Raw genomic sequence first — 14,920 nt, forward strand, 5'->3', positions numbered from 1 at the left:
GCTCAGCGCCCGGCGTACACGCCCTCCACCCGCACCAGCTGCCCGCGGGACATCACCCGGACGACCAGCTTGCCGCGGCGGACCTTGCCCAGGCGGCCCAGCTCGATCAGCCGATGCTGTGGGCCGATCCCGCGGGCGAGGCGGAAGGTGCCGAGCGAGCGTCCGGCGAAGCTGACCTTGACGACGCCCCGGGAGCGCCGGTCGACGAGCAGCGCTAGCCGCTGGGCACGGACGTCGCGGAGCACCAGGGTCGCGCCGCGCGTCCGGGTGCGGGTCTCGCCGCGCTTGTGGGTCCAGCTCCGGTCGGCGTCGAACCTCCGGTCGTCCAGGGGCGTCGTCACGCAGCGGGCGCTGCCCCACGGCCCTGTGGTCGTGCCCGCGTGGGCGCGGGCCTCGATGCAGTACGTCCGCCCCTGGCGGCCGGTGAGCACAGCCGCACGCTGGGCCGTCCCGGCCCGCAGGGAGCGCCACGACGCACCACGGGCCAGGGCGCTGGTCGTGCGGTAGCGCACGTCGTGGGACGTGGCACGCAGCCAGGTCGTGCCCCAGCCGACCCGGAACGACGGGGAGGCGGCCCAGCCGCGGAACGGCATCGAGGTGATGGCGCTGACCGCGACCGGCGGGGTGAGGTCGGCCGAGTAGACGCCGCCGCTGACCAGGATGACGCGCCCAGAGGCGTCGCTGCCGAGGACCGGGCCCGTCTCCGTGTTGCGGGCAAGGGCGGACGGCACCCGGAGCTCCGGCAGCCAGCTGCCACCGACCGGACGCTGGCGTGCGTGCGTCGCGTTGCTGGTGTCGGCCCAGGCGACGGTCACGTTGCCTGTGGGGTCGTCGGTGATGCTCGGGGAGAGGTACGTCGGCAGCCCACGCGCGAGCTCGACCGGTTTGGACCACCCCCGGTGGTCGGTCAGCCGCGACGCCACCATCAGTCGCCCGCCGGTCGCGATCCAGGCGGCCGTCGGGGCACCGTGCTTGTCGGTTACGAAGGGACCCCGCTCGAAGGACGAGCTCAGGTGATCGACGGTCCAGAGGTGGTCGCCGTCTTGGTCCTCCTCGATGACCGACAGGGCGCCGGTGGAGCTGTCGACCAGCGCGATCATGTGAGGGCTGAGCCATCGCACCGGGCGGGCCGTCGTCGGCAGGACCGTGTCGGGCTCCCAGGAGCCGTCGACGGCGCGCTCGCTGACGACGGTGTGGGAGCCGTCGTACCGGGCGAACCGGAGGCCGCCCCCGGGAGTGGACGTCGTCTGGACGCCGGTGTAGCTGGAGCCGAGGTCGAGGGACACGGAGGTCCAGGTGCCACTGCGCTGCTCGGCGCTCAGGAAGTGGTAGTCGCCGCCCGGCACTCGCGTCATCATCGTGATCACCGGTCGGTCGTCGTCCGTCAGGAACAGGTCGGGCGGCCAGGTCAGGTCCGTGGTCGTCAGACCGGGCACCACCTCGCGAGTGCTCCAAGGACCTTCGTCCTGACGTGACCGGATCGTGACGTCGGTCGAGCCCCCGGCGGACTGCGTGTCGACGTCCCAGCCGCGCTCATGACTGCTCAGGGCGTCGACGGCGTCGGCGAACGCGACCGATGCCCAGGCGCCGTCCACGGAGCGACGGAAGTAGCTGGTGCCGCACTCGGGGCGCATGCACCCGCTGCCGGGGATCCAGTGGGTCGCGAGCTGCTGGACCCCACCGGGCGTGACCAGCAGCGACCCCGGCCACTCCCCGCCGCCGACGCGGATCGGGGTCGACCACCGCGGACCGTCGGGCGGCTCGCTGGCTACTGAGGGCACCGCGAGACCGACGGTGGCGGCCAGACTGACGACGAGCGTGACGACGGCGATGCGCATGGTGCTCCTGGTGGGCGTGGACCGGTCTCTCACAGGAGGTAAGCGCACAACCGCCTCATCGCGTTACATCACGAGGCTCGACCGATCCGCGACCGCGTCAGTCCTTGCTGGTCTTCCCCGGCAGGGCGAGCATCCGCTCCAGCGCGACCAGCGCGTACTGCTCCGTCTCCGGGTCGACCTCGATCCGGTTGACGACCTGGCCCGCGACGAGCGACTCCATCGCCCACACGAAGTGGGGGAGGTCGATCCGGTTCATCGTCGAGCAGTAGCAGACCGTCTTGTCGAGGAACGTGATCCGCTTGTCGGGGTGGGCGGCCGCGAGCCGCTTCACGAGGTTGAGCTCGGTGCCGATCGCCCAGCTCGAGCCGGGGGGCGCCGCCTCGATGGTGTTGATGATGAACTCGGTCGAGCCGACCAGGTCGGCCTTGAGCACGACCTCGTGCTTGCACTCCGGGTGCACCAGGATCTGGATGCCGGGGATGGTCGCGCGCAGCTCGTCGACGACCTCCTCGGAGAAGCGGCCGTGCACGGAGCAGTGGCCCTTCCAGAGGATCATCTTCGCGTCGCGCAGCTGCTCGGTCGTGAGCCCGCCGTTCGGGCGGTGCGGGTCCCAGACGACGCAGTCGTCGAGGGTGAGGCCCATCTTGAGGACCGCGGTGTTGCGGCCGAGGTGCTGGTCGGGCAGGAACAGGACCTTCGCGTCCGGCTTCTGGTCGTAGGCCCACTCGAGCGCGACCTCGGCGTTGCTCGACGTGCAGACGACACCGCCGTTGCGGCCGCAGAACGCCTTGATGTCGGCGCTGGAGTTCATGTAGGTCACGGGTACGACGGAGTCAGCCACGCCGGCCGCGGTCATCGCCTCCCACGCCATCTCGACCTGGGTGAGCCGGGCCATGTCGGCCATCGAGCAGCCGGCGGCCAGGTCGGGGAGGATCACCTGCTGGTCCGGCCCGGTGAGGATGTCGGCCGACTCCGCCATGAAGTGCACGCCACAGAAGACGATGAACTCCGCGTCCGGACGTGCCGCGGCGTCGCGTGCGAGCTTGAAGGAGTCGCCTGTGACGTCGGCGAACTGGATGACCTCGTCGCGCTGGTAGTGGTGCCCCAGCACGAACACCTTGTCGCCGAGAGCCTCCTTGGCGGCCAGCGCCCGTGCGACGAGGTCGGGGTCGGAGGCCGCGGGCAGATCGCCGGGGCACTCGACGCCACGCTCGCTGTTGAGATCGGTGCCGCGCCCGAGGGGCAGCAGCGGGAGGTCGACGGTCGTCATAGGTCGATCCTATTCTCGCGTCACAACGGTCACTGCAGCGGTCACAGCAGTGCACCGTTGTGAACGTACGGCGCGGGCGGTTTCATCCCGCGCAGCCCGAGATAGCCCTCCTGGTGCAGCTCGAGCCGGGCAGCGAACCCCACGTCGAGGACCCACTGGTTGGCCCCCGTGACGTGGCTGACCGTCACGTCCGCGGGCCCGTCGGCCAGGGCGGCCCACAGCAGCCGGGTCGCCGTACGCCGGTTGGACGCGGCCAGCAGCGCGAGCTGGCCGCGCTCGTTGAGGTAGGCGTAGCCCGACCCGGTCGTCGTGTCGGAGACGAGGAGCCGCCAGGTGCGCAGCATCAGCTCGTGGTCGGGTCCGTGCCCGGCGCCGCGCGCGCCGCGGTCGAGAGAGTCCATCAGGTCGATGTCGGACGCTGAGCCCTCGCGGACCTTCTCGACGACGGGAAGGGTCGAGCGGTCGATGGTGCCGGTGAGGTACATCTGCGGATGCAGGTCGAACCCCGCCTGGCGGTAGACCCGGACCGCCTTGGAGTCGGAGGACGACGACAACATGCCGCGGGTGCAGGCGCGGCCGTGGTTCATCGCCGCCGCGAGCAGCGGCTTGCCGATGCCCTGTCCCTGGCGACCCGGCAGCACGGCGTACGTCGCCAGGCACCAGAGCGTCTCTCGGCGGTACGACGTGGCCATCCCGACCATGCCGGTCTCGTCCTCGGCGACCCAGCAGCCGCCCGGGTCGGTGCCGACCAGGTGGAGGGTGCGCTCGATCCAGACCGCGCGGTGCTGGTCGGAGCGGCGCTCGGGCGCCGGCCCGGAGATCCGCTGCATCCGGGTGTCGAGCTCGAAGAACCCCTCGTCGCTCACCCGCTCCGCCTCGGGGACGTCGTCGGGCGTCATCGGACGGATCGTCAGGCCTGCCACACCGCTGACCCTAGAGAGTCCGACAGGATGGGCGCATGCGAGTTCTGGTGGCCCCCGACAAGTTCGCCGGCACGCTCTCCGCGGTCGAGGCGGCCGAGGCGATCGCGGCCGGCTGGCTGCGGCGGGCCCCGGGCGACGAGCTCGACCTCGCGCCGATGTCCGATGGTGGTCCAGGCTTCGTCGACGTGCTGCACGCCGCGCTCGGCGGCGAGCTGTTGGCGGTCACGGTGCGCGGACCGCACGGCGACCCGACCCCCGCGACGCTGCTGGTGCACGGGCGACGCGGTCAGGTCACGGCGTACGTCGAGAGCGCGCAGGCGTGCGGCCTGCACCTGACCGGCGGCGAGCGCGCCGAGTCGGCGACGACGTACGGCGTGGGCGAGCTGGTCGCCGCAGCGATCGACGCCGGGGCGACCCGGGTCGTGCTCGGCCTCGGTGGCAGCGGCACCAACGACGGCGGCGCGGGGATGCTGGCAGCGTTGGGCGCCACGGCCGACCGACCGCTCGACCAGGGCGTGGCGGGGCTGGCGGGCATCAGCCGCGTCGAGCTGCCGGCGTTCGACATCGAGCTGGTCGCTGCCACCGACGTGGACAACCAGCTGACCGGGCTCTTCGGCGCCACCAAGGTCTTCGGCCCGCAGAAGGGCATCGCGGAGGAGCGGCTGCCGGTCGTCGACGGCTGGCTCCAGGAGCTCGCCGCCGCCACCGATCGCAGGGTCGCGCTCGCCGAGGGTGCCGGAGCAGCCGGTGGTCTCGGCTTCGCCGTCCTGCTCCTCGGCGGCACCCGCGAGCCCGGGATCCGGCTGGTCGCGGAGGTGCTGCAGCTGTCGAAGCGGGCCGGGAAGGCGGACCTGGTGATCACCGGGGAAGGGGCCTTCGACTACTCCAGCCGCGGCGGCAAGGTGCCGTACGGCGTCGCCGAGATCGCCGGCGAGGCGCTGCGCCCGTGCGTGGTGCTCGCGGGCCAGGTGCAGGTGGGTTCGCGGGAGATGCGGGCACTCGGCATCGAGTCGGCGTACTCGCTGGTCGAAGCGGCGGGGGAGGAGCGAGCTTTCGCGGACCCGGCCGGTGCCCTGGCGGACCTGGCCGAGCGTGTGGCCCGCACCTGGTCGCGCGAGTCCCGGGAATAACCGTCCGTGTGCGACCATTGGACCCAGTAACTGACTTCTGTCGACCCTGGGGAGAATGCACATGACCGAGCAGGTCGAGACCACCACTGAGCGCCGCACCGACCAGATCAACCTGAGCGACGTCGCGGCCGGCAAGGTGAAGAGCCTCCTGGAGCAGGAGGGCCGCGACGACCTGGCCCTGCGCATCTCGGTGCAGCCGGGCGGCTGCTCGGGGCTCCGCTACCAGCTGTTCTTCGACGAGCGCACCCTCGACGGTGACGTCGTCACGGACTTCGACGGCGTGTCCGTCGTGGTCGACCGGATGAGCGTCCCCTACCTCAACGGCGCGCAGATCGACTTCGTCGACTCGATCGAGAAGCAGGGATTCACGATCGACAACCCGAACGCGACCGGCTCCTGCGCCTGCGGTGACTCCTTTCACTGATCGAGACCCGGTGACTCGAGAAGCAACCTGAACTGAAACATCAGCCCCGGACCGAATCGGTCCGGGGCTGATGTGCGTCTCAGCGCCCTGCGGGGGTCTCGACGACGCTCGCTAGCGCTCGCTGCTCGACCAACGGGGCTCAGGCGTCACCGTAGATCGCGTGCGCGATCCGAGCGGCGGCCGCGGGGATCTCCATCTCCGCGCGCTTGGGCTGCTCCTGCGAGAGCCGGACCGCTGCGGCGGCGAGTGGCCGGGTCAGGACCGCCTGGGCGGCCAGGCAGTCGGAGTGCATCTCGGCGGGCGTGGAGGCGTCGTCGTACGCAAGTCTCGGGGCGGTCATGGCTTCGACGCTAAGGGCTACGGATTAGTAGATGTAGCGGTACCGGTCGGTAGTCTCCCGTGTCATGTCGCTGCTGATCGCGGGATCCATCGCCACTGACCACCTGATGAGCTTCCAGGGCAAGTTCGCCGACTCCCTGGTGGTCGAGCAGCTGGACAAGATCTCGCTCTCCTTCCTGGTCGACGACCTGGAGATCCGCCGCGGCGGCGTCGCGGCCAACATGTGCTTCGGCCTCGGCCAGCTCGGCCTCCGCCCGGTGCTCGTCGGCGCGGCCGGCGAGGACTTCGCCGACTACCGGTCCTGGCTCGAGCGGCACAACGTGAACTGCTCCCACGTGCGGATCTCGGAGACGCGGCACACGGCCCGCTTCGTCTGCACGACCGACCCGACCGGTGCGCAGATCGCGTCGTTCTACCCCGGCGCGATGAGCGAGGCCCGGCTGATCGAGCTCGGCCCGGTCGTCGAGCGGGTCGGGGCGCCCGACTACGTGCTGATCGGCGCGGACGACCCCGACGGGATGCTGCGCCACACCGACGAGTGCCGCCAGCGCGGCTACCCCTTCATCGCCGACCCGAGCCAGCAGCTCGCGTTCAGCGACGGCGAGCTGATCCGCAAGCTGATCGACGGCGCGGCCATCCTCTTCTCGAACGAGTACGAGTCGCACATGATCGAGCAGAAGACCGGTTGGACCGCCGCCGAGGTCCTCGACCGGGTCGGCGTGCAGGTCACGACTCTCGGCAAGGACGGTGTGCGGGTGCAGCGTCGGGGCGAGTCCGCCTTCGAGCTGCCCGCCGCCACCGGCGTCGACGCGGTCGAGCCGACCGGTGTCGGCGATGCGTTCCGCTCCGGCTTCCTCGCCGCGCTGGCCTGGGGCCTCGACCTCGAGCGTGCCGCGCAGGTCGGCTGCGTGCTCGCGGCATACGTCGTGGAGACGGTCGGCACCCAGGAGTACTCCTTCACGCCGGCGCAGTTCCTGGCCCGGATCGAGGAGTCCTACGGCGCCGCCGCCGCGGCCGAGGTGCAGCCGCACCTGAAGAGCATCAGCTGATCCGGCGTACGACGTAGCGCGGCGACCCGTCGTCGGCCTCCTCCTCACCGACGTACTCCTGACCGCGCATCCGGCACCAGGCCGGCACGTCCGTGCGTGCGGCGACGTCGGTCGCCACGACGGCGACCAGGCCGCCGACCGGCACCTCGGCGTACCTCTTGCCGAGCTCGATGATCGGCAGCGGGCAGAGCATCCCGCGGCAGTCCAGCTCCAGGTCGCTCGGCAGCACTAGAAGCCTGCCTCGGCGCGGAGGTCGCGGACGACCTCAGGCAGTACGGCGAGGAAGCCGTCGACCTCCTCGGCGGTGGTGTCGCGGGTCAGCGAGACCCGGACGTTGCCGTGGGTGAGCACGCCCATCGCCTCGAGCACCCGGCTCGGGGTCAGAGTCGACGCCGTGCAGGCCGAGCCGCTGGCCACGCCGTACCCCCGACGGTCCAGCTCGGTCACCAGCGCCTCGCCGTCGACGTAGAGGCAGGAGAACGTCACCAAGTGGGGGAGTCGGTGGACCGGGTCCCCGACCACCTCGACGTCGGGGATCTGTGCCGCCGTGGCGCGGATCCGGTCCACGAGCGCGGACTGGTGGGCGTTGACCTCGTCGCGCTCGGTCACCACCGCCCGGAGCGCAGCGGCCGCGGCGAGCGCGGCCGGGACGTTCTCGAAGCCGACCGCGCGCTCGTCCCCGCGGTCGTCAGCTGGGAACGGGTTGCGCCAGCGCGCGCCCTTGCGGACCAGCAGGACGCCGACGCCGGCCGGGCCGCCCCACTTGTGCGCGGAGCCGGCGAGCGCGTCCCAGCCGCGGGGGAGCGGGAGCCGGCCCATGGAGGCGCAGGCGTCCACGAAGAGGGGTACGCCGAGGCCGGCGATCTCGGCGACCGGTTGCAGGGTCCCCACCTCGTGGTTGGCGCTCTGCACGGCGATGACGCCGCCCGAGACGCCGCCGAGCCCGGGATCGACCCGCCCGGCACGGGAGACCGGGATCTCGACCGCATCGCCCGCCCAGGTCGCGGCGTGCACGACGGCGGAGTGCTCGACGGCCGAGTGCGCGACCGTCGTACCTGAGGGGCGCAGGCCGAGCAGACCGAGGTGCACGGCGGCAGTGCCCGAAGGGGTGAAGGTGACCTCGTCCGGTCGCACCTCCAGACACTCCGCCACCACGGCTCTCGCGTTGTCGAGGAGCAGGCGGGCGTCGCGGCCGGGGCCGTGGAGCCGTCGCGGATCGGCGTACCCGCGGTCGTAGGCCGCCATCAGGGTCTCGCGCGCCGCAGGGTGTAATGGCTCCGAGGAGGCCGAGTCCAAATAGCCCGTGGGGTAGCCCGGGGGGTAGGCCGCGGCTTTTCTCACACCCGCAACCTACGGCACCCCAGCGGGTCATCGGGGGTGCGATTCCGATAGTGTTCGACCTATCCGTGATCGTTGAGAGAGAGGCTCGTTCGTGGGTCTGCAACTCCCCAGGCGTACGGCCGGGAAGCCGGTGACCATGCGTCGCATGGCCGCCCTTGCCGCCGTCGGTATCAGTGTCCTGGTGCTCGGTGGCTGCTCGTCTGAGACGAAGGACGAGTGGAAGCGCGCCGCCATGCCCGACCCCGCGTCGTTGCAGGGGGAGAAGATCCTCAGCCTGTGGCAGGGCGCGTGGGTCGCGGCACTCGTGACCGGCATCATCGTGTGGGGCCTGATCGTCTACGCGATCATCCGCTTCCGCCGTCGTAGCGACGACGAGATCCCCGTGCAGACGCGCTACAACCTGCCGCTCGAGATCTTCTACACGATCGCCCCGGTCATCATGGTGATCGTGTTCTTCGCCCACACGGTGGAGACCCAGAACTACGTCCTCGACGACGACCGCCCCGACGACAACTGCATGGAGATCGTCGGCCAGCAGTGGTCCTGGACGTTCAACTACGGCGTGGGCGAGAAGGGCGACTGCGAGGTCACCCCGAACTCGACCGAGTTCCCGTACTCGTCGTACGTCCACGACTCCGGCACGGGCTCGCAGATCCCGCAGCTCTACCTGCCGGTCGGCGTCACGACCCGCTTCAACCTGCACTCGCCCGACGTCATCCACGACTTCGGCATCCCCGGCTTCCTGATGAAGATGGACGTGATCCCCGGGCGGGTGAACCACTACTCGATCACCCCGACGAGGACCGGCGACTTCCGCGGCAAGTGCTACGAGCTCTGCGGCGTCTACCACTCCCGGATGCTCTTCGACGTCCATGTCGTGACGCAGGAGGAGTACGACGCCCACCTCCAGCAGCTGGAGGACGCGGGCGCCACGTCCGAACTGCCGCTGCTCGGCGGCGACTATGCCAGCACACCTGCCGGACTCGAGTCCGGTGACGAGTCCGAGGAGGGGGCGGAGTGACCGCCACGTCCGCACACCCGACCACCGCCATTGCCGAGCCGCGCAAGCCGCTCGGGCAGATGCTGGCGACCATCCTGACGACGACCGACCACAAGCTGATCGGCAAGCTCTACCTGGGCACGTCGTTCGCGTGGTTCATGATCGGCGGCCTGATGGCCATGCTGATCCGGTCGGAGCTCGCCTACCCGGGCATGCAGGTCGTCAATGACGAGCTCTACAACCAGCTCTTCACCATGCACGGCACGATCATGCTGCTGCTCTTCGCGACGCCGCTGTTCTTCGGCTTCGCCAACGTGGTCATGCCCCTGCAGATCGGCTCGCCCGACGTGGCGTTCCCGCGCCTGAACATGTTCAGCTACTGGCTGTTCCTGTTTGGTGGTCTGATCGCTGCCTCCGGCTTCCTGACCCCGCAGGGCGCGGCCGACTTCGGCTGGTTCGCCTACACGCCGCTGTCCGACGCCGTGCGCTCACCCGGCGTCGGTGGTGACCTCTGGATCATGGGTCTGTGGATGGCCGGTCTCGGCACGATCCTCGGTGCCGTCAACTTCATCACCACGATCATCTGCATGCGTGCGCCTGGCATGACGATGTTCCGGATGCCGATCTTCGTCTGGAACACCCTGGTCACCAGCCTGCTCGTGCTGATCGCCTTCCCGGTGCTCGCCGGCGCGCTGCTCTCGCTCGAGGCCGACCGACAGCTCGGCGCCCACGTCTTCGACACCGCCCACGGCGGCGCGATCCTGTGGCAGCACCTGTTCTGGTTCTTCGGGCACCCCGAGGTCTACATCATCGCGCTGCCGTTCTTCGGCATCATCACCGAGATCCTGCCGGTCTTCAGCCGCAAGCCGATCTTCGGCTACATCGGCCTCGTCGGCGCCACCCTCGGCATCGCGATCCTGTCCGTCGCCGTGTGGGCGCACCACATGTTCGTCACCGGCGCCGTCGACCTGCCGTTCTTCTCCGGCATGACGTTCCTGATCGCCATCCCAACAGGCGTGAAGTTCTTCAACTGGATCGGGACCATGTGGGGCGGGTCCATCTCCTTCGACACGCCCATGCTCTGGTCGATCGGCTTCCTCACGACGTTCCTCTTCGGTGGCCTGACCGGCATCATCCTGGCCAGCCCGCCGCTGGACTTCCACGTGTCCGACTCCTACTTCGTGGTCGCGCACTTCCACTACGTCGTCTTCGGCACCGTCGTGTTCGCGATGTTCGCGGGCTTCTACTTCTGGTGGCCCAAGATGACCGGGCGGATGCTCGACGAGCGCCTCGGCAAGCTGCACTTCTGGCTGCTCTTCATCGGCTTCCATCTCACCTTCCTGGTGCAGCACTGGGTCGGCGTCGAGGGCATGCCGCGTCGCTACGCCGACTACCTGCCGGACGACGGGTTCACCACGCTCAACCAGGTGTCCACGATCGGCGCGTTCCTGCTCGGCGCCTCGACCCTGCCGTTCCTCTACAACGTCTACGTCTCGCGCCGCGCTCCGCTGGTCACCGTGGACGACCCGTGGGGCTGGGGCCGCTCGCTCGAGTGGGCGACCAGCTGCCCGCCGCCGCGGCACAACTTCGTCACCATCCCGCGGATCCGCTCGGAGTCGCCGGCGTTCGACCTGCACCACCCGGAGGTGGCGGCGATCGAGCTGGAGGACAACGAGATGGCCCGGGTCGGCGGACCTGCCGACGCGCCTGACATGGAGGGTCGCGAGGAGATGCTGCGCGACCGCAACGACGACCCGGAGGGCAACGCCTGATGAAGTCCGAGGCCTGGATCTTCGCGATCTGCACGATCTTCTTCGTGCTGGTCAGCCCGGCGTACTGGTTCATCACCGGTGACTGGACCGGCACCTCCGCGCTGGTCATGACGACGCTGCTCTCGGCCATGGTGACCCTCTACCTCGGGTTCCATGCCAAGAACATGGACCCGCGCCCCGAGGACCGCAAGGACGGCGAGATCGCCGACGGCGCCGGCGAGCTGGGCTTCTTCCCGCCGTACTCCTGGTGGCCGCTGTGGTGCGCGCTGACACTGTCGGTGTGTGTCTTCGGGATCGCCGCGGGAGCCTGGTGGCTGTTCGTCATCGGTGTGGTCATCGGCGCTGTCGCCCTCACCGGGTGGATCTTCGAGTACTACCGCGGCGTGCACGCGCACTGAGCGCTCCCGGCACGCGGGCGGTGCACCGAAGAATGGGTTCGTCTGGGGTCGGCGGTTACCCTGGGGCAGACCGTTATGCACGCCTTCATGGGGGAGTTCCAGCATGTCCGACCGAGGCCTGCGCCCGCTGGCGGCGACCGCGGCCCTGATCCTGGCCGGGTTCGCCCTCACCGCGTGCGACAGCAATGACGTGCCGGGAGCCTCGGCGCTGACGGGTGACTCGAGCGAGTCCCCGAGCGCGGCGGCTGCCGCGGCCGTCCACGTCACCGCCAACGTCAAGCGCGGCGCGTCCGACGTCCCGGTCGACACCGAGCTCTCTGTGAGGGCCGACGGCGGCACGATCACCGCCGTACGCGCCACCTCGGCCGAGGGTGCACTCCCGGGCGAGGTCTCGGCGGACGGTGCGGTCTGGAAGGCCACCGGCCGGCTCGAGCCGGGCACGTCGTACGTCGTGAAGACGACCGCCGAGACCGAGGACGGCAAGCAGGTCCGGCGCACCACCCGGTTCGCGACGCAGGACCTGACCCTGGACCAGCAGACCTACCCGTCCGTGGCGCCTCTCGCGGACGAGACCGTCGGCGTCGGCATGCCGGTGATCGTCACCTTCGACCTGCCGGTCACCGACAAGGCGGCGTTCGAGAGGCACATGACCGTCACGTCCTCTCCGGCCCAGGCGGGCGCCTGGCACTGGCTGAGTGCCACCGAGGCGCACTGGCGCCCCAAGAAGTACTGGCAGGCCGGCACGGACGTCCACGTGGACGTCGACGTCAACAGCGTCCCGGCAGGTGGCGGCATCTACGGCCAGGAGAGCCGTGAGCTCGACTTCCACGTGGGCGAGGCGCACATCTACAAGGTCAACGCGCAGACCCACCAGATGAAGGTCCTGAGCAACGGCAAGCTGCTGCGCACGATCCCGATCACGACCGGCAAGCCCGGCTTCACGACCCGCTCCGGCATCAAGGTGATCATCGAGAAGTTCGACACCAAGCGGATGAACTCCGAGACCGTCGGCATCCCTGCCGGCAGTGCCGACGCCTACGACATCGACAACGTGAAGTGGGCCATGCGGCTCACCTACTCCGGAGAGTTCATCCACGGCGCACCGTGGTCGGTCGGCTCCCAGGGCTACGCCAACGTCTCGCACGGCTGCACCGGCATGAGCGACGCCAATGCGCAGTGGCTCTACGCGATGAGCCGCCGCGGCGACGTCGTCGTCTACACCGGCACCGACCGCCGGATGACCTTCGACAACGGCTACGGCGACTGGAACGAGTCGTTCGCGAAGTTCAAGCAGGGCTCCGCGCTGTCCTGACCGACCGACACGGTGGTTGAGGTGCGAGCGGCGCTAGCGGCGAGCCTCGAAGCCACCATGAGCGCGTGACCCATCGGCGTACCTACGGTGGCGCGGACCGGGCGGCGGTGGCTGGGCAACCGTTCTGGGGAGTTCTGTGAGCTCGGATGGTTGCTGGCTCACCGCTGGGCGGCGGTGGGCCTGCGGTTGGTGACCACTCGGTGCTCGCAGGTCGGACGACGGTGGTTTCGAGGCTCAGGCCTGGCGACCTGTGCACCCAACCACCGTGTCGGGCTCACGAGAAGCACGAAGGCCGCCCGACTCCCGGGGGAGTGGGCGGCCTTCAGGCTGCTTCTTGTCGTGCTGCGTCGCGACCCGCCCGTCGGGGCGATCGATCAGTGCGAGCGCAGGTTCTCGTCCTCGACCAGGTGGTGGCCGTCGAACTGGTGGCCGTCGGCCGCGTGACCTTCCTGGCCTTCCTGGAGCTCGTGCTCGTGGTCGGCGTGGTGGTGACCCTCCGCGAGCTCCTCTGGCGTCGGCTTCTGCACGTTGTCGGCGTACCAGAGCGTGCGGACCCGGCGCTGCAGTCCGGCCAGGCGACCCTCGCCGGGAGCGGGGATGCCGTTGGCATCGGTGCCCTCGGGCCCGCCGTTGAGAGCGGGGTCGCGCTCGCGGGCGGTGAGCGTGTAGGCCCGCGACTCGGGGAGCGGCAGGTGCCGCTCCGAGTAGCCGCCCTCGGGGGAGCGCATGATGATGCCGGTCTCGTAGCCGTGCAGCAGCGTCTCGTTGTCCTTGCGCTGCAGCGAGATGCACCAACGCCGGGTGATCAGGAACGCGATCACCGGGCCGATGAAGACAGCCCCTCGCAGGAAGTACGTGATCTGGTTGATCGACGAGTGCAGCTTGATCGCGATGATGTCGTTGCCGCCGGCGATCCAGAAGAGGCCGTACATCGTCATCAGGGCGACCATGAGGGCCGTCCGGGTCGGCGCGTTGCGCGGGCGCTCCAGCAGATGGTGCTCGCGCTTGTCGCCGGTGATCCAGGCGTCGAGGAACGGCAGCAGCATCAGGATCGTGAACATCAGGAGCGGCAGCACCAGGATCGGCAGCATGACGTTCCAGCTGATCGTGTAGCCCCAGAGGTGCGTCTCGATGCCCGGCATGATCCGCAGGGCGCCGTCGGGCCAGCCCATGTACCAGTCGGGCTGGGAGCCCGCTGTCACCTTCGACGGGTCGTAGGGGCCGTACTTCCACACCGGGTTGATCGTTAGCAGAGCGCCGAGCAGGGCGGTCACGCCGAACACGATGAAGAAGAAGCCACCGGCCTTGGCGGCGTACACCGGGAGCATCGGGTAGCCCACGACGTTCTTCTCGGTGCGGCCGGGACCAGGCCACTGCGTGTGCTTGTGGTAGACGAGCAGCAGCATGTGGGCGGCGATCAGCGCGAGCAGCAGGCCCGGGATCAGCAGCACGTGGATCGTGTAGAGCCGCGGGATGATCGACTCACCTGGGAACTCGCCTCCGAAGAGGAAGAACGACATGTACGTGCCCACGACCGGGCTCGCCTTGATGAACCCGTCCGCGGCGCGCACTCCGGTGCCGGAGAGCAGGTCGTCGGGCAGCGAGTAGCCGGTGAAGCCCTCGAGCGTGCCGAGGAGCAGCAGCAGCGAGCCGATGACCCAGTTGAGCTCACGCGGCTTGCGGTAGGCGCCCGTGAAGAACACCCGCAGCAGGTGGATCATCATCGAGGCGATGAAGAGCATCGCCGACCAGTGGTGCATCTGCCGCATGAGCAGTCCACCGCGGACGTCGAACGAGATCCGCAGCGTCGAGGCGAAGGCCTCGGACATGTGGATGCCGCGCAGCTGCTCGTAGGTGCCGTTGTACTGCACCTCGCCCATGCTCGGCGTGAACCACAGGGTGAGGAAGACACCCGTCAGGAGCAGTACGACGAAGCTCCACAGCGCGATCTCGCCCAGCATGAAGGACCAGTGGTCCGGGAAGACCTTGCGGAGGTTCTTCTTCGCCATCGTGGCGAGGCCGAGGCGCTCGTCGGCCCAGGTGGCGACCGCGGCGGCCTTGCTCGGCTTCTGTGTCGTCGCCGCGGTCGTCGTGTTGCTGTTGGCGACCTTGCTGGTGTCCATG

14 protein-coding genes are annotated in these 14,920 nt (G+C 69.7%); 7 read left to right on the plus strand and 7 right to left on the minus strand.

Annotated elements, in window-relative coordinates; translation table 11 throughout:
• Positions 1–2: 2 nt before the first annotated feature.
• The 3 genes from ABEA33_RS24845 to ABEA33_RS24855 all read right to left on the minus strand — a co-directional run bounded on the left by ABEA33_RS24845 (position 3) and on the right by ABEA33_RS24855 (position 4,031).
• On the minus strand, positions 3–1,838 hold the full coding sequence (locus ABEA33_RS24845; RefSeq protein ID WP_345529798.1) for a hypothetical protein: 1,836 nt from the start codon (positions 1,836–1,838) through the stop codon (positions 3–5).
• A gap of 97 nt (positions 1,839–1,935) precedes the next feature.
• Positions 1,936–3,108: a quinolinate synthase NadA gene (gene nadA, locus ABEA33_RS24850; protein ID WP_345529799.1), complete on the minus strand. Its 1,173-nt coding sequence runs from the start codon at positions 3,106–3,108 to the stop codon at positions 1,936–1,938.
• Between the two features lie 41 nt (positions 3,109–3,149).
• Positions 3,150–4,031 carry a GNAT family N-acetyltransferase gene (locus ABEA33_RS24855; protein WP_345529800.1) on the minus strand — a complete coding sequence of 294 codons (882 nt, stop codon included), beginning with the start codon at positions 4,029–4,031 and terminating at the stop codon, positions 3,150–3,152.
• A 35-nt stretch (positions 4,032–4,066) separates the two neighbouring features.
• On the opposite strand from ABEA33_RS24855, the gene ABEA33_RS24860 reads away from it, so the two are divergent.
• Both ABEA33_RS24860 and erpA read left to right on the plus strand, forming a co-directional pair.
• Entirely contained in the window at positions 4,067–5,161 is a 1,095-nt protein-coding gene (locus tag ABEA33_RS24860; RefSeq protein WP_345529801.1) for a glycerate kinase family protein, read from the plus strand.
• Positions 5,162–5,222: 61 nt separating this feature from the next.
• Positions 5,223–5,585 (plus strand): iron-sulfur cluster insertion protein ErpA, encoded by a 363-nt coding sequence (gene erpA, locus ABEA33_RS24865; protein ID WP_028645772.1) that lies wholly within the window; start codon positions 5,223–5,225, stop codon positions 5,583–5,585.
• A 139-nt stretch (positions 5,586–5,724) separates the two neighbouring features.
• Here erpA and ABEA33_RS24870 read toward each other — a convergent pair whose 3' ends face one another.
• A complete protein-coding gene (locus tag ABEA33_RS24870) occupies positions 5,725–5,925 on the minus strand; it encodes a hypothetical protein (protein WP_345529802.1) in 201 nt (66 codons plus the stop codon).
• A gap of 64 nt (positions 5,926–5,989) precedes the next feature.
• Between ABEA33_RS24870 and ABEA33_RS24875 the strand changes: the two genes are divergently transcribed.
• Positions 5,990–6,973 carry a carbohydrate kinase family protein gene (locus tag ABEA33_RS24875; RefSeq protein WP_345529803.1) on the plus strand — a complete coding sequence of 328 codons (984 nt, stop codon included), beginning with the start codon at positions 5,990–5,992 and terminating at the stop codon, positions 6,971–6,973.
• On the opposite strand, the gene ABEA33_RS24880 is transcribed toward ABEA33_RS24875, so the two are convergent.
• Both ABEA33_RS24880 and ABEA33_RS24885 read right to left on the minus strand, forming a co-directional pair.
• On the minus strand, positions 6,966–7,202 hold the full coding sequence (locus ABEA33_RS24880) for a sulfurtransferase TusA family protein (protein ID WP_345529804.1): 237 nt from the start codon (positions 7,200–7,202) through the stop codon (positions 6,966–6,968). The two genes, ABEA33_RS24875 and ABEA33_RS24880, sit on opposite strands and share 8 nt — an antisense overlap.
• Entirely contained in the window at positions 7,202–8,314 is a 1,113-nt protein-coding gene (locus ABEA33_RS24885) for a cysteine desulfurase family protein (protein ID WP_345529805.1), read from the minus strand. Before ABEA33_RS24885 ends, ABEA33_RS24880 begins: the two co-directional genes overlap by 1 nt.
• 91 nt (positions 8,315–8,405) lie before the next feature.
• Between ABEA33_RS24885 and ctaC the strand changes: the two genes are divergently transcribed.
• From ctaC to ABEA33_RS24905, 4 genes are all read left to right on the plus strand, one after another.
• Entirely contained in the window at positions 8,406–9,335 is a 930-nt protein-coding gene (gene ctaC / locus ABEA33_RS24890) for an aa3-type cytochrome oxidase subunit II (protein ID WP_345529806.1), read from the plus strand.
• Positions 9,332–11,086: an aa3-type cytochrome oxidase subunit I gene (gene ctaD, locus ABEA33_RS24895; protein ID WP_345529807.1), complete on the plus strand. Its 1,755-nt coding sequence runs from the start codon at positions 9,332–9,334 to the stop codon at positions 11,084–11,086. The genes ctaC and ctaD overlap by 4 nt, the downstream gene beginning before the upstream one ends.
• Positions 11,086–11,484 carry a cytochrome c oxidase subunit 4 gene (locus ABEA33_RS24900; protein WP_345529808.1) on the plus strand — a complete coding sequence of 133 codons (399 nt, stop codon included), beginning with the start codon at positions 11,086–11,088 and terminating at the stop codon, positions 11,482–11,484. Before ctaD ends, ABEA33_RS24900 begins: the two co-directional genes overlap by 1 nt.
• Positions 11,485–11,587: 103 nt before the next feature.
• Entirely contained in the window at positions 11,588–12,796 is a 1,209-nt protein-coding gene (locus ABEA33_RS24905; protein ID WP_345529809.1) for a L,D-transpeptidase, read from the plus strand.
• 374 nt (positions 12,797–13,170) lie between these two features.
• Here ABEA33_RS24905 and qcrB read toward each other — a convergent pair whose 3' ends face one another.
• Positions 13,171–14,919 (minus strand): cytochrome bc1 complex cytochrome b subunit, encoded by a 1,749-nt coding sequence (gene qcrB, locus ABEA33_RS24910; protein WP_345529810.1) that lies wholly within the window; start codon positions 14,917–14,919, stop codon positions 13,171–13,173.
• Position 14,920 lies beyond the last annotated feature (1 nt).

The sequence above is a fragment of the Nocardioides endophyticus genome (genome assembly GCF_039543845.1).
GTDB classification, from domain to species: domain Bacteria; phylum Actinomycetota; class Actinomycetes; order Propionibacteriales; family Nocardioidaceae; genus Nocardioides; species Nocardioides endophyticus.

Coding starts and splice junctions, on each gene's coding strand:
- ABEA33_RS24875 (WP_345529803.1), top strand. CDS start 5,990: ATGTCGCTGCTGATCGCGGGATCCATCGCCACTGACCACCTGATGAGC.
- qcrB (WP_345529810.1), bottom strand. CDS start 14,919: ATGGACACCAGCAAGGTCGCCAACAGCAACACGACGACCGCGGCGACG.
- ABEA33_RS24870 (WP_345529802.1), bottom strand. CDS start 5,925: ATGACCGCCCCGAGACTTGCGTACGACGACGCCTCCACGCCCGCCGAG.
- nadA (WP_345529799.1), bottom strand. CDS start 3,108: ATGACGACCGTCGACCTCCCGCTGCTGCCCCTCGGGCGCGGCACCGAT.
- ABEA33_RS24860 (WP_345529801.1), top strand. CDS start 4,067: ATGCGAGTTCTGGTGGCCCCCGACAAGTTCGCCGGCACGCTCTCCGCG.
- erpA (WP_028645772.1), top strand. CDS start 5,223: ATGACCGAGCAGGTCGAGACCACCACTGAGCGCCGCACCGACCAGATC.
- ABEA33_RS24900 (WP_345529808.1), top strand. CDS start 11,086: ATGAAGTCCGAGGCCTGGATCTTCGCGATCTGCACGATCTTCTTCGTG.
- ABEA33_RS24905 (WP_345529809.1), top strand. CDS start 11,588: ATGTCCGACCGAGGCCTGCGCCCGCTGGCGGCGACCGCGGCCCTGATC.
- ABEA33_RS24845 (WP_345529798.1), bottom strand. CDS start 1,838: ATGCGCATCGCCGTCGTCACGCTCGTCGTCAGTCTGGCCGCCACCGTC.